Origin of the sequence: Lysinibacillus fusiformis (assembly GCF_002845985.1) — a bacterium.
Taxonomy (GTDB): domain Bacteria; phylum Bacillota; class Bacilli; order Bacillales_A; family Planococcaceae; genus Lysinibacillus; species Lysinibacillus fusiformis_D.
Window position 1 is genome coordinate 214435 of the sequence record NZ_PDFK01000003.1, and the last position, 14176, is coordinate 228610.

Sequence of the window (14176 nt, forward strand, 5' to 3'; positions counted from 1 at the left end):
AATTCTCCATTTTCCTGCAAAAAAAAAGAAGAACACTCTTTTGTGTTCCTCTCCAGATTATCTACTTTGTGTCTGTAGTGCTAAACGGACACCGAGACCGATATAGACAAAGCCAACAGTTTTTTCAAGCCAACGTGAGCTACCACTTGTTTTCGTAAAGATTTTTTCACCAATGAAGCTTGTAATAATTGCTAGTAGTATTGTATACAAAGCACTCATCACAACAAAGGTGATGCCTAGTGTTAGCAATTGGCTTGTGACAGATTGCTCGTTGTGCTGTACAAATTGTGGTAAGAAAGCAAGGAAAAATAAAGCTGTCTTCGGATTTAAAATTTCTGCCAAAAAGCCTTGGCGGAATGATGTACTAGCAGGGCTTTGTTCCACAGTTGGTTGTTCAATTTTTTTTGGTTTTGTGAGGAGCATCTGAATACCTAAATAAACAAGGTAGGCCACCCCAATATATTTCACTACCTCAAAGGCTGTGGCTGATTTCATCAAAATAGCAGAAAGACCTAAAACAGCCGCTAACGTATGAACTAAATCTCCAAGACCGATGCCTAAAGCGGTATAAATACCATTCTTTTTGCCACTTTTTAATGTTTGTGTAATCGTGATAATAACAGCAGGACCTGGGATTAAAAATAATAAAAGTACTATTGCGATAAAAGATAACATGCGAAACCTTCCTATTCTAATAAACTAATCAATCTAAGGTGAATGCATGGAATATTATATTCCAGCGACTATAGGGCTGTCGATAAAGAAATATTGAAAAAGGAATGAAAAAAAATTCAGAAAACAATTTAGCGAGGAGATGATCGGCATGAAATGGTCCTATTGTCTACAACTATTCATATTTATCCCAATTGTGGTGACGAGTATGTGTGGTCTTATTACAAAAGATTTTTCGTTCTTACCAGTTACTTTCATGTTATTAGGTTGTACATTTTTACTCATTGGTATGAGAGCGTGGCAAAGAGCCAAACGATCTACCATTAGTATTCTTTCTTTTGGTACGGCCATTTTTCTATTTGTCATTGTCGGACAGTCATTTTTTGACTAACTTCATTTTTATTACTAAGTACTAATATTTAGTGTTAGAATAAGGTTATAAAAATGCTGTGGAGGAATCAATATGTTAACAAGTCAACAATTGCAAGAAATATTACCACATCGCTATCCGTTTCTTTTAGTAGATCGTATTTTGGAATTAGAGGAGGGAAAGCGTGCAGTCGGATTGAAAAATGTGACAATCCATGAGGAGTTCTTTCAGGGACATTTTCCACATTATCCTGTCATGCCAGGTGTGCTCATTGTGGAAGCGTTAGCGCAAGTCAGTGCAGTCATTATGCTGACAAAGGCAGGGAATGAGGGGCGGTTAGGCTTGCTTGCGGGCATTGATCATTGTCGCTTTAAAAAACAAGTAAAGCCTGGTGATCAGCTACGGCTTGAGGTAGTAATCAACCGTGTGAAAGGGACAGTCGGTAAAGGAAGTGGGGTTGCCACAGTGAATGGAGAAATCGTTTGTGAAACAAACCTTGTTTTTGCTTTTGGCCAGTAAAAGGAGGTCCTTTTATAAATGATAGTTTCATGCATAGTGTTTTTGTCTTGACTTTGCTTGATGACGTACTACATACCCATCTTATCCTCATGATTCAACTGAAGACTCCCTTCTCTATAGGGGCAATGAATACTTTTTGGCGGGTGAGCGCCACGTGGTAATAATGGTGAAAGCATGTCACAGGATGTAACGATCGGCAAAAGTGAAGCGTCTGCGACAAATACACCATGGTGTGATTGAATGTTGTGGACAAGCTTCAACAAAAAAATTATAGGAGCCTGGAAAACATACGTCATGATAAATTTTAATGAAATAAAGCTAAACATAAGCATTTTTTTATGAAATCCACAAATAATAAAGTACGAAAATTATTTGGGGACGTGAAAATGTGAAAAAATTTTTACTGTTTTTACTACCACTTTGTTTGATCACGGTGTCGTTTTTTTATGTCAAAGTAAGTTCTTCTGAAAATAAAGAGAGAAAGTATTATGAAGAAGCAGGACAAATTCTTTGGGAAATCCAAACAGAGGAAAAAATCATTGCCTTAACGTTTGATGATGGTCCACATCGTACCTATACAGCGGATGTTCTTGATGTATTAGAGAAATACAATGCGAAAGCTACTTTTTTTATTGTTGGTCAAAATGCAGAAAAAAATCCTGAATTGATAGCAAGAATGTATGAAGAAGGGCATGAATTGGCCAATCATACCTTTACACACCCTTTAAAAACAAATGTACCTAATTTAATGAAGGAAATTCAACAAACAGATGAGGTAATTGCAGGAATTACGGGCTATCAGCCAACCTTATTTCGCCCCGTTGAAGGGCAATATACCGATGCCATGATAGAGGCGATTGCCAAAAAAGGCTATAAAGTCGTGATGTGGTCTTGGCATTTGGATACGCTCGATTGGAAGAATCCTGGGGTCAATCGCATCGTTAATACGGTTTTAAAAGGCGTAAAGGCTGGCAATATCGTGCTGTTTCATGATGGTGGCGGAAACCGAGCCCAAACCGTCAAAGCATTGGAGCAAATATTGCCAGAGCTTGAAAAGCAGGGCTACCAGTTTGTGACGGTTTCTGAATTGATGGAACTACAAAGGACTCATCAGAAGATAAAAAAACAGTAGTGTGGTAGGTATTTGGCTTCCACACTACTCTTTATGTAAAGGTTATTTTAACATTTTTTTGATTTGCTTTAGTTCAGCAATTAAATAATCGATTTGTTTCTGCATGTTATCGACTTTGGCTGTTTGATCACCATTATTTGTTGGAGAAGAATCGTTCTTCGCATTTTGTAGTGCCTCTAGGGCTAGACCAGCTGCGATGGTCTGAATGCCATCCCCTAAAGTTGAAATGGCTGTGCCGATATAGGCTAACTTTGCAATATAAATATCCATTGAATCATTGTTCTGGTTCTGTTTATTATTTCTTCCCATTTTCCTGCCTCCTTACAATTGTCATTACTTGCATCATATGCGACAACAATGGAAAAGGCGATTCACGAGGCATTTGAATGATTCGCTAAAATGGTAATGTTAGCTCAGCAAAATTATTGGGGGAAAATAGCATGGGCAAATGTAGAGCTTGTTGAAATGGATAGTGCGTTGCTAGAGGGAATGGGCAGGAGCGATTAGCAAACTTTCAATCTTCCTATGTAGACGTTGCGACGGAAACATTCAAATGGCTGCACGAAAGTTAGGATTGTAGCCTAAGTTGATTGAGCTTCAAGAGATACTGCTTTCCTTCCGTCGATTAACTGTTCATATGGTCTATAAAAAAGGTGAAAAAGAATGAATAGTTGCTAAGGAGCTGCAACTTTTTTCGTCACTTGTACGTTATATTCTTATAGCATTTCTATGATTCTTTGAGTTTTTGGTTGACTGCAACTAGGAAATGAGTAAAATTAAAAGGCAGTACCATTATATACCTAAACTTAACAGTATGATGAGTAAATAGGTGCTAGGATGCTAGATAGGATGAAGCATGATAGGTTAAGGTTTGTCATGAAGTTTTGGCAGTCTTTTTCTTTTCGTCTTCTGGATAACCTGTTAAGATGGTAGTAGTGTGACAACAAGTTAGTGTATATGAGAGTGGTGACAATCAAGATGGATGAACAGAAAAATGAAAGTACAGAACAGCAGCAGGAGCCGACTCCAGCAGAAGTAAAGCCGGCAGGACAATTTATACAACTGAAACCGTTTAAATTTATCATGCTAATGTTCTTTACAATCCTTATTACGGCAGGGTTAACGATTTTTGCGTTAACGTTTGGTGATAAGAAAGTAGTAGAAGTGAAAGTTCCGACTGAACGTGAGGAATTTACAAAATTATATGAAGCATTTGATTTACTGAAAAATAACTATTACCAAGATATTGATGATGAAAAAGTAGTCGATGGTGCTATTAATGGTATGTTCGATGCATTAGGCGATCCTTATTCTGACTTCATGGTAAAGGAAGAAGCAGATCAATTTAATTCTGGTTTATCTTCTAGCTTCCAAGGAATTGGAGCGGAAATCCAAGAGCGTAATGGTTATATTACAGTTGTGTCACCTATCAAAAATTCTCCTGCAGAAAAGGCAGGCTTATTACCAAAAGATATCATCTTAACGGTTGATGGGAAAAGCATTCAAGGCTTGAGTGCAACAGAAGCGGTTGCTTTAATTCGCGGTGAGAAAGGAACACCAGTGAAATTAACGGTGAAACGCGGCGAAAACACAGAGGCTATTCACATGACCATTGTTCGTGATGAAATCCCAGTAGAAACAGTTTATGGGGAAATGCTCGATGGCAATATTGCCCATATTCAAATTACATCATTTAGTGAACAAACAACGAAAGAGCTTGAAAAAATCCTTGCTGAGTATGAAGGCAAAGGAATGAAAGGCATTGTTTTAGATTTACGTCAAAATCCTGGTGGCTATTTAACGGCTGCTGTCGATATTTCTAATTTCTTTGTACCAGAAGGAAAAGCGATTGTTCAGGTACAAGAAAAAGATGCAGAGCCTCAGATTACTAATGCCATTGCAGGTAAAAAATATAACCTACCAATTACAGTACTTGTCGATAGTGGTAGTGCCTCTGCCTCTGAGATTTTAGCAGGTGCATTAAAAGAATCTGTAGGTGCCAAAGTTGTAGGTGAAACATCCTTCGGTAAAGGGACTGTCCAAAATGTAACACCATTAAAAGACGGCTCTAATCTGAAATTTACAACAGGTAAATGGTTAACACCGAATGGGAACTGGATTAACGAAAAAGGCATTGAACCTGATGTCAAAGTTGGTTATCCATCGTATGCTACTTTACCTTACTTGAATGCCTCTTTAGAAATGAAGACAGGCTTACAGTCGGACTCTGTAAAAGCAGCGGAGGAGATGCTTCAAGTGCTAGGGTATGAGCCTGGTGAAATAGATGGTATTTTCGATGACAATACTGCACGTGCTGTAGAAAAACTACAAGCAGCGAATAACCTTGAAGAAACAGGTATTTTAACAGGCAATACAACGTATGCGTTAATGGATGCTTTACGTGCAAAAATGAAAGCCGATGATCCTCAGTTATTAAAAGCGAAAGAGCTTCTTTCAGGAACAGCCGAAAAAACAGAGGACACAACAAACTAACAATGTAGCTGTCGCAACGGTCGTCTTTCACGGCATTTGCGACAGCTTTTTTTATAGGAGGAAAAATGATGAAAGATGTATACCTATTTAGTGGCTTTTTAGGGAGTGGCAAAACATCCATGCTTACGGATGTCATTCGCCAATTAAAAGAAAAGAATCTAAAGCCTGCAGTTATTATGAATGAGCTAGGAAAGCTGCCATTTGATTCACAGGCAGTGGAGAAAGATATCCCGCTCAAGGAGATGCTAGAGGGCTGTATTTGCTGTTCAGGTGCTGAAAAAACGGAGGCACAAATTCAATCTCTTCTATTAGATAGTGATTTTGATGTATTAATTATTGAAACAACGGGAGCTGCTCATCCTGTGGAAGCATTAGATGCTGTGTATTCACCACTTTTTGCAGATCAGTTAAATGTCAAAGGCATTATCACAGTGGCTGATTCCAAGCTCTGGCTGCACCGTGATACGTTAACACCGCAAGTACGCTCTTTATTTATGGAGCAAATTCGACATGCGCACTTATTATTAGCAAATAAAACAGATTTATTAACAGAGGCAGAGCAAGGACAAGTGGTCTACGAACTCCAAGGCTTAAATCCACATGCCTTTATTTTGCAAACAACGAATGGGCGAGTCCCACTTCACTTACTTGAAGGCTTAAAGGCAACGGCACAGGTTGATAAAGCTGACATTGTCAAAGCGCCAATAGCCTCCATGCAGCTTGGCTCACGCTTAGTGGAATTCACAGATAGCGAATTTACACAGGAGCAATTTGAAGATTGGATTCGTACATTACCAGAAACGATTTATCGTATGAAGGGCTATGTGCCGATTGAGGGCATTAAAAATCCGATGCTGTTTCAATATGCTTATGGAATGGTCCAATGGCTCCCTGAGTATATCAAAATGCCAGCAAAACTTGTCATTATTGGAGAAAATGTCAGTTCTTTACCTATCATTGGGGGACAATGAATAAATTTGATAATCTACGAAATGTTGCATATGTACGTCATATGTAGCTTTACGCAGGTTATTTTATTTTTATGTAAATGAATTGTAATGCCTTTGTAACATAACTGTAATATTGAATAGCAATAAACACGCGACACTAGCTATCTCTAGGTCTATTCCATAATTGAAGGTAAGAAAATAGGCTGAGAATCTAGTGCATAAAACCATCATTTTTTATTCATTTTAGATGCGTATTTTCGAAAATAGTAACGAGTTTAAGAGGGGTGTCAACCCTCTTTCAAACGTAAGTATTTCATAGATTGGCGAAAACTAGTAAAAAATAGTGCAAAAAAAACGCGATTTTTCGCGCATTTCTTTCTTCGTTGGAGACGTTAGCAAATGTTGGTAAGATTTTTATGAAAATCATCCTTTACGATTAGTTGCAGAGAAGGAGGAATTGCAAACATGAAAAAAACACTCACTGCAATTTGTGCAACAATTCTTTTAGCAGCTCCAATTCAAATAGCTTCAGCTGCTGCTAATACAACAGAAGGGGATTCTGTACAGCAATCAACGAACTGTAAAGTTTATTATTATAAATGGTCAAACAATCATAAGTGGAATATCAAATTACCACAGGCATCTACACCATCTAAAGAGGTGCCAACAACAAATAATAATACACAACCAACGCCAAATAATAATCAATCATCACAAAACGAAAAACCAGCAACACCACCAGCTACTTCAACACCATCAACAACAACTTCAGATGTGAACGCATTTGAACAGGAAGTAGTAAAATTAACAAACGCTGAGCGTACAAAAGCTGGTTTATCACCACTTCAAACAGATGCGAAATTAATGGCTGCAGCTCGTGAAAAATCACAAGATATGCAAACAAACAAGTATTTCTCACATACAAGTCCAACATTCGGTTCACCATTTGATCGTATGAAAGCTTTAGGCATCACTTATAAAGGTGCTGGAGAAAACATTGCTCAAGGTCAACGTTCACCACAAGAAGTAGTACAAGCGTGGATGGACTCACCAGGTCACCGTGCGAACATTTTAAATGGTAAATTTACGCACATCGGTGTAGGTTACGTGAAATCAGGTAACTACTGGACACAACAATTTATTCAAAAATAATCACTGCTTACACAAAAGATACCTGATAAGTCTCTAATGGCTTATCGGGTATCTTTTTTTATTTGCAAAAGTTAAATGCTAATGGACTGTTTAATTATTGAGCAAATCACAGGCTTCATCACTCATACATCAACCTTTATCGTCCAACTTTTAAATTTTATCGTCTAACCATCAAAATGATAGTTTTTAAACTATGTTTTTGGGGAATTACTAAATTAGTAGTAGGTAAAAAGTAGGGAAGGGTGAGGTTGATGAAAAAGCCGAATTTATTAAAGCAATTTTTTGCAAGAGAAGAAAGTACACAGGCAATAGCGCTGGCTACAGTTCAAGATCATCGTTTATTCTCATATGCCATGTCCTTTGCGAAGTATCACCCTGATATGATGATTGTCTTTGCAGCGGATGGAGAAATTATTTATGTAAATCAAGAGGCACTCTATCAACTATTACACTATCGACCAAGCCATGCAGAGGATTTTAAGCGAATTTTGACGGTCCCTGATTATAAGCGGCTAAAAAGAGCATTCAACCAAACATTGCGGGGGAAATCGGTCAAAATTGATATAGAAAGGCTACAGCATCAAGGTCAACAGCTAAGCCTTGTACTAACATTTATACCGATTAAAAATGGTGAGGATCAGGCAGAGGGGCTTTATTTAATTATTGAAGATATGTCTACCTATTCTGCGATGAAGCATCAATTATTGCTTCATGAAAAGCATTTAAATTATGCTCAGCATATTGCCGCAGTAGGGAGCTGGGAATACTTTATTCAGCATGACAAGCTGTATTGCTCCGATAATTTTTATCAAATTTTTGGCTTTAGCCGTTCAGAAAACGACGGTATTGATCGAGCTTTCCAATTCATCCATCCAGATGACCATGAAAAGACCTACGATGCATTTAACAATGCCCGAAAAGGCATCAACTTGAATAGTGAATTTCGAATATATCATGGTGAAACTCATGATTTGCGTTATGTACAAGCAGCGGCAGAAGTAACTTGGAAGGATAATAAGCCCTTTAAGATGGTTGGGGTTGTAAAGGATCAGACAGCTTTTAAACTGCTTGAGCAGGCATTAAATGATACACTCGCCAACTATCATTATATTTTTAATCATTTAGATGCGGGGATTTGGATGCGAGATTCCATTCGGGGAACAATGCTTTTTGCCTCAAAAGGGCTAGAGGGAATTTTAGGCATTCCACTAGCGAAGCTTTACGAAGACGCCGAAGTATGGATTAACATGATTCACCCTGCACATCGCGAGGAGGTACTAGCGTACACCGATTATCTTGCTATCGGCAAGAGCTACCAAGTGATTTATCGTATTTTTACAGGTGAAAACCAAACAAAATGGTTGCTTGAGCAAATTGTACCGAGACTCGATGAGAAGGGAGAAGTAAATCAAATTTTTGGCTTAGTAACGGATATTACAAAGGAGGTTGAACGAGAAAAGAAGCTCAATTATTTAGTGTACTATGATGAATTGACAGGCTTACCAAATCAATTGAGCTTGCATGATAAAGTGGACACGCTCTGTTCGGCAGGCGAGCCATTTGCCCTTCTCTATATTTCCATTAATCGTTTTCATGTGCTAAATAATGCATTAGGTTCACAAATCGGTGATGAGCTTCTTCGAGTGGTGACCCAGCATTTTGCCAAGCTTCTCGATGATACTAGTTACTTGGCACGCCTAGACCATCAGCATTTTATTTTGGTAATGAAAAAATATGTGAGTAAACAGCATATTTACGCATTGGCTAATCGTTTACTGAAAATCTTTGATACCGCTCTGACGATTAAAGACTATCAATTGCATCTCTCTGCTAGCATTGGCATTGTTTTTTATCCTGAGGAAGGTAGAAAGAGAAATATCTTATTAGAAAATGCTTACTCTGCTTTGTGCTATGCGAAGCAACAAGGGCGCAATCGTTTTCATATTTATGCCTTTACAGAAGATATTACTTCCTATAAGCAATATGTGCTAGATCGTGATATGCGTCAAGCGATGTTAAATGAAGAATTTGAGCTATATTTTCAGCCATTGGTAGAGCCACAAAAAGGCAATATTTATGGAGCAGAGGCGTTAATTCGTTGGCATCATAAAGAATGGGGGCTTGTGTCACCTGGTGAATTTATCCCTTTAGCGGAAGAAAATCATATGATCCATATTATTACAGATTGGGTCATTAAAAAAGCATGTGCTTTCTTGCGGAAATGGAAGCAAGATGGGCATGTACTGCGTACGATTAACATCAAAATTTCACCTATTCGTTTGATGAAAAGGGGCTTTGTCCCATTTCTTCAGGAGCAATTGCAGCTCAATGAAATCCCTGCTCACTATTTACAATTAGAAATTACAGAAAGGACCATTTTAAAAAATAGCGCAAGTGTTATGACGGTATTAAAGGAATTGCAAGAACTTGGTGTCAAAATTGCTATTGGTGATTTTGGAACAGGCTATTCATCGTTAGAATCATTGCGCACGTTTCAGCCAACAACGCTTCATATCTATGAGGCGTTTATTCGGCAAATTCGCCATGATCATCCTATTGAAAATGGGCTTATCTCAACAACGATCTATTTAGCAAAAATGCTAGGTATTCAAGTAGTGGCAAAAGGGGTCGAAAGCTATGATCAATATATTTTTTTAAAGCAGCATGAATGTCATTATCTACAAGGAAGCATCTATTCAAAAGCAGTTCCTGCGAAGGCTTTTGAAAAAATGCTAGCTAAAGGCTTCTTGGAACCGCCGAAAGCAATTGTCCATCACAAGCCAGCTGTGGAGCGTCGCAAGTATTTTCGCTTTCATTTCCCAGCCTATGTGAAGGGCTCTATGACTATTATCGAAATGAACCAGCAAAAGCTTGCTATCGGTCATACGCCAATCGTCATTGAAAATATTAGCTTAGGGGGAATGAAGATTCGCTCTACACTGAAGCTACCAATCAATCAAACGATGAAGTTTCAATTTAACTTTGTGTTGATGAACCAGTCATTTACTATAGAAGGTACATTTAGATGGACATTAGAGGAAAAGTATCAAATTTATTCATACGGAGTAGCCTTCAATCTAACGCAGGAAAATGAGGGGAAATTAGCGCCTATCATCAATCGTATGACAGCTTTGCATAATCAGCATGAAAAAATAGAGGGGACGCCCTTTATCTATGAAGATATTGAAGCTTATTTTAAAAAATAATCCATTTAAAGATGCCCCTCTGTTTTAACGGGCATCTTTTTTATGGCTATGAATCCCCCTATGCAAGCGTTTGAAAATGGAGAAAAATGTTTATACTCTCCAATAGAGGGGGGCGTTTTATGGATAAAGTGGAGTATATGATGAAAAGCCTACAAAAAGCATTCTACCATTCCTCGGATTTGACAGTCAGACAAGTAGATTGGCATGAAGGGGATACGGCTATTTTATGCTTTTACGCTTCTCTAGTTGATGCGAAGGAAGTACAAAAAGTACTGGATACCATTTATGCCCGTTTAGATACAGATAAACCTTTTTGGAGTGAAACGTTAATTACGACATTGCAAGATTTTTCCTTACCCCAAGCGATTGAAAGAGTCTGTCAAGGGGAAACGATCGTGATATTGCCTGAAAGGGGAGAGATGCTGACACTTAGCATCATAAATGAGGTGCGTCGAAATCTCGAAGAGCCGATCAACGAACATATTCTTCGAGGCTCGCATGAGGGCTTGATTGAGCGTGCAGACACCAATTTAGCTTTGATACGAAAGCGAGTGAATAATCCCGCACTTGTCGTAAAATCTTTTTCGATTGGCCATCAAACGAAAACAAAGGCCTATTATCTGTATATGGATGGGGTCATACAGCCTGAGACCTTACAGGAGGTTGAAAAGCGGATTGCAGCGATTCAGATCGACTATTTTTATAGTATTGGTCAATTAAGCGATGCGTTAGAGGATTCGGTGTTATCGCCCTTTCCACAATTGTTAAATACAGAGCATCCAGATCGTGTAGTAGCCAATTTAGTGGAGGGCAAGGTCGTGGTCATGACAAATATTTCACCATCTGCTTTAATTGGTCCCGTGACCTTTTTCTCTTTCTATCAAACACCCGATGATTATAATGGTCGGGTTGTTGTTGGCTCCTTTTATAAAATCGTCCGCTTACTGTCGTTTATAACCGCGGTTTTTTTACCAGCTTTTTATATTGCAGTAGTTAGCTTTCATTTTGAGGTACTGCCACTAGAACTAAGTAATCAAGTGAAAAACGATGTGAATGAAATCCCTTATCGACCACTAATCGAAGCGCTCATTCTTGAAATTATTATGGAGCTCATTCGAGAATCGAGTATACGTTTGCCGCAATCTGTAGGGCAAACAATTGGAATCGTTGGGGGGCTAGTAATAGGAGATGCCATCGTTAATGCAGGGTTAGTGTCTAATTTAATGGTCATTGTCGTTGCCTTAACGGCTATTTCAAGCTATGTCGTTCCATCCGTTGAATTGAATAGTACCATACGTATGTTACGCTTTCAGTTTATGGTCCTAGCCTCATTGTTTGGGTTTTTAGGGATTGTCATAGGGGTTGTTATTTTACTCATTCATCTAATCAGTTTAACTTCTATTAAACAGCCGTATTTTTCACCCATCGTACCTTTTCAGCCAAAAGCGGTGTATAAAATTTTTTTACGCTGGCCATTCATTAAACCGACTGTGCAAGTTACTTCCTTTGACCCACCAGAGGATGAACAGCTAAAAAATGAGGATACGCCATGAAGTTTTCGCTATCTAAGGCTCAATTTTTTTTAGTACTATTTATTATTCAAACAGGTGTCGTCTATATTGCCTTCCAAACCCCTTTAATCATTTACAGTCAACATAATGCTTGGCTCGTTTTTATTTTAGCAAGTGTCATTCATTATGGTCTGTTGCTCCTGTTTGAACGCTATTATGCCTACTTTTATTTAAATCGATTTTTTTGCTGGGTCTATCAGCTTTATTGGATTTTATTAGCGGCTGTACTGATTGCCTATATGGGATATGTTTTGGCCACATGGGTATTACCACAAACCCCTGAATGGCTCGTTGTTGTACTGATTGTCGCACTATCCTTGTATGCCAACCTAGTAAGACCAGAAACGGTCATTAACATCGGTGTCATGCTCATACCAATCATTTTCCTTTTTGTGCTTTTTTTAATGCTGGCGATTCCCGATTTAACATGGAGTAATCTATTTCCTATTGAATGGAATCATATGAGACAAATCATGGGGGGCTTGATTCATAGTACCTATGCTTTTTTTGGCATTGAAATGTACCTTCTTTATCGACCATTTCTAAAACAAGATACACAGGTGAAAGGGCGGCCTTTATTCATCTACCAACTGGTCATTTTTGTATTTTATTTGATTTCCGTGCTTTTTACGCAAATGTTCTTTGCCTTAGATGAAATCAAGTTGATCCCAGAGCCGATTATGTATATTTTAAAATCACAGGAAGTGACATTTGTTAAACGACTTGATATTTTCTTCGTCTATATTTGGCTATCATGGTCTATTGTCACGGTCATGATTTTTGGTCTGTCCTTTCGAGTGCTGTATCTTTCAAAAAAAAGGAAGCATCCGAAATGGAGTATTATTATCTACCATCTTTTACTGGCAATACTACCGCTCTTTATGATGCAATTTCAGCGCATTGAGTTTATTAAAAATTCTTTGCACTATGTATTATTCTTTTTTACTTTTCTACTACCGCTCATCATTATCTGTTGGAATAAATGGAGGGGAAAACGTGTATCGTAAAGGGAGTATAATCATCTTATCTATAGTGCTTTTAGCGGGATGTTGGGATGAACGTCTTTATAAAAATGCGTCTGTCGTAACACTCGTTGGTGTGGAAGGCTATGTTGGGGAGTACAAAGGCTATTATGCTTATCCGAATACAACAGCACAGCAAAATGAAGTGATTGAAGCGGAAGGGATTTCACCGAAAGATGTACGCAATAACGCCAATTTGAAAGTCGAGCAAACGCTTGATCTATCGGAGCTATCAACGCTCCTAATAGCGGATCAAACAGTGAGAGAGCCCATTTATGATATCTTGGATATTTATTTTCGCGATCCTCAAAATCCGATATCCATCAAAGTGGCGATAACAGAAGGGGATGTCAAACCATACGTCGACTTAACGAAGGATTTAGCTGGAAGCGCAGGCGTTTATTATGAACGCTTTATCGAAAGTACAGAGGAAAATACCTTTTTTCCGAAATTAGATTTACAAACGATTGGCTCGATGTTATTTGAACAAACAATCGATATCACGCTACCGTATATTCGGCTAGGTGAGGATAAAAAGCACGTTGTTGCGGCTGGTTTAGCTTTATTTTCAGGTCAAACCTTTACGGGCACAGTATTAACGCCAAAACAATCCCTCATCATGCTCATTTTAATGAATCAAACTAATAAGCAAGCACGTATGAGTTATATGTGGAAGCATGACGGGAAAGAAATGCCGATTACGGCAGATGTTATCCATGTGAAGCGTAAATGGATAGTGGATGAGGAACTGAGGCGAATAACGATGGATTACCAACTCGAGGTCGGAATTGAAGAATTCGCCCAAGATCATTTGTATAAAGAAACCATTTTTAAGGATGTTCAACAATTGATTCAAAAGCATTTGCAGGCGGAGTTTGAGGAGGTCTTACGTATACTTCAAAATCAAAAGTCTGATACATTAGGAATTGGTCGCTATATTCGTGCCTATCACCCGAAGATGTTTAAGGACGACTGGCATGCGGAATATACATCCTTACAGCTCGTGCCGTCTGTTCAAGTGAAAATCATTCGTACAGGTGTATTACGCTAAAAAATCGCCTTTCTCAAGAGGGAGAAAAGCGATTTTTT

General features: G+C 38.4%; 12 protein-coding genes. 10 read left to right on the plus strand and 2 right to left on the minus strand.

Annotation, left to right across the window (positions count from 1 at the left end):
- Positions 1-57: 57 nt before the first annotated feature.
- Complete coding sequence (locus CRI88_RS11775) at positions 58-675, minus strand: LysE family translocator (RefSeq protein WP_036126079.1); 618 nt, start codon at positions 673-675, stop codon at positions 58-60.
- A 148-nt stretch (positions 676-823) separates the two neighbouring features.
- Between CRI88_RS11775 and CRI88_RS11780 the strand changes: the two genes are divergently transcribed.
- From CRI88_RS11780 to CRI88_RS11790, 3 genes are all read left to right on the plus strand, one after another.
- Positions 824-1063, plus strand: coding sequence for a DUF3953 domain-containing protein (locus tag CRI88_RS11780; protein WP_058844445.1), 240 nt, complete (start codon positions 824-826; stop codon positions 1061-1063).
- Positions 1064-1135: 72 nt separating this feature from the next.
- Positions 1136-1561, plus strand: a complete 426-nt coding sequence (fabZ, locus tag CRI88_RS11785; protein ID WP_058844444.1) for a 3-hydroxyacyl-ACP dehydratase FabZ — start codon at positions 1136-1138, stop codon at positions 1559-1561.
- Positions 1562-1949: 388 nt separating this feature from the next.
- On the plus strand, positions 1950-2693 hold the full coding sequence (locus CRI88_RS11790) for a polysaccharide deacetylase family protein (RefSeq protein WP_058844443.1): 744 nt from the start codon (positions 1950-1952) through the stop codon (positions 2691-2693).
- A gap of 42 nt (positions 2694-2735) precedes the next feature.
- On the opposite strand, the gene CRI88_RS11795 is transcribed toward CRI88_RS11790, so the two are convergent.
- Positions 2736-3002, minus strand: coding sequence for a hypothetical protein (locus CRI88_RS11795; protein WP_036126072.1), 267 nt, complete (start codon positions 3000-3002; stop codon positions 2736-2738).
- 669 nt (positions 3003-3671) lie between these two features.
- On the opposite strand from CRI88_RS11795, the gene CRI88_RS11800 reads away from it, so the two are divergent.
- The 7 genes from CRI88_RS11800 to CRI88_RS11830 all read left to right on the plus strand — a co-directional run bounded on the left by CRI88_RS11800 (position 3672) and on the right by CRI88_RS11830 (position 14138).
- Positions 3672-5186 carry a lmo1851 family serine protease gene (locus CRI88_RS11800; RefSeq protein ID WP_036126069.1) on the plus strand — a complete coding sequence of 505 codons (1515 nt, stop codon included), beginning with the start codon at positions 3672-3674 and terminating at the stop codon, positions 5184-5186.
- A gap of 68 nt (positions 5187-5254) precedes the next feature.
- Positions 5255-6157, plus strand: a complete 903-nt coding sequence (locus tag CRI88_RS11805; protein ID WP_058844442.1) for a CobW family GTP-binding protein — start codon at positions 5255-5257, stop codon at positions 6155-6157.
- Between the two features lie 444 nt (positions 6158-6601).
- Entirely contained in the window at positions 6602-7288 is a 687-nt protein-coding gene (locus CRI88_RS11810; RefSeq protein WP_036126066.1) for a CAP domain-containing protein, read from the plus strand.
- Between the two features lie 251 nt (positions 7289-7539).
- A complete protein-coding gene (locus CRI88_RS11815; protein WP_058844441.1) occupies positions 7540-10494 on the plus strand; it encodes an EAL domain-containing protein in 2955 nt (984 codons plus the stop codon).
- 119 nt (positions 10495-10613) lie between these two features.
- Positions 10614-12047 carry a spore germination protein gene (locus CRI88_RS11820; RefSeq protein ID WP_058844440.1) on the plus strand — a complete coding sequence of 478 codons (1434 nt, stop codon included), beginning with the start codon at positions 10614-10616 and terminating at the stop codon, positions 12045-12047.
- Positions 12044-13072 (plus strand): GerAB/ArcD/ProY family transporter, encoded by a 1029-nt coding sequence (locus CRI88_RS11825; protein ID WP_036126056.1) that lies wholly within the window; start codon positions 12044-12046, stop codon positions 13070-13072. The genes CRI88_RS11820 and CRI88_RS11825 overlap by 4 nt, the downstream gene beginning before the upstream one ends.
- Entirely contained in the window at positions 13062-14138 is a 1077-nt protein-coding gene (locus CRI88_RS11830; RefSeq protein ID WP_058844439.1) for a Ger(x)C family spore germination protein, read from the plus strand. Before CRI88_RS11825 ends, CRI88_RS11830 begins: the two co-directional genes overlap by 11 nt.
- Positions 14139-14176: the final 38 nt, after the last annotated feature.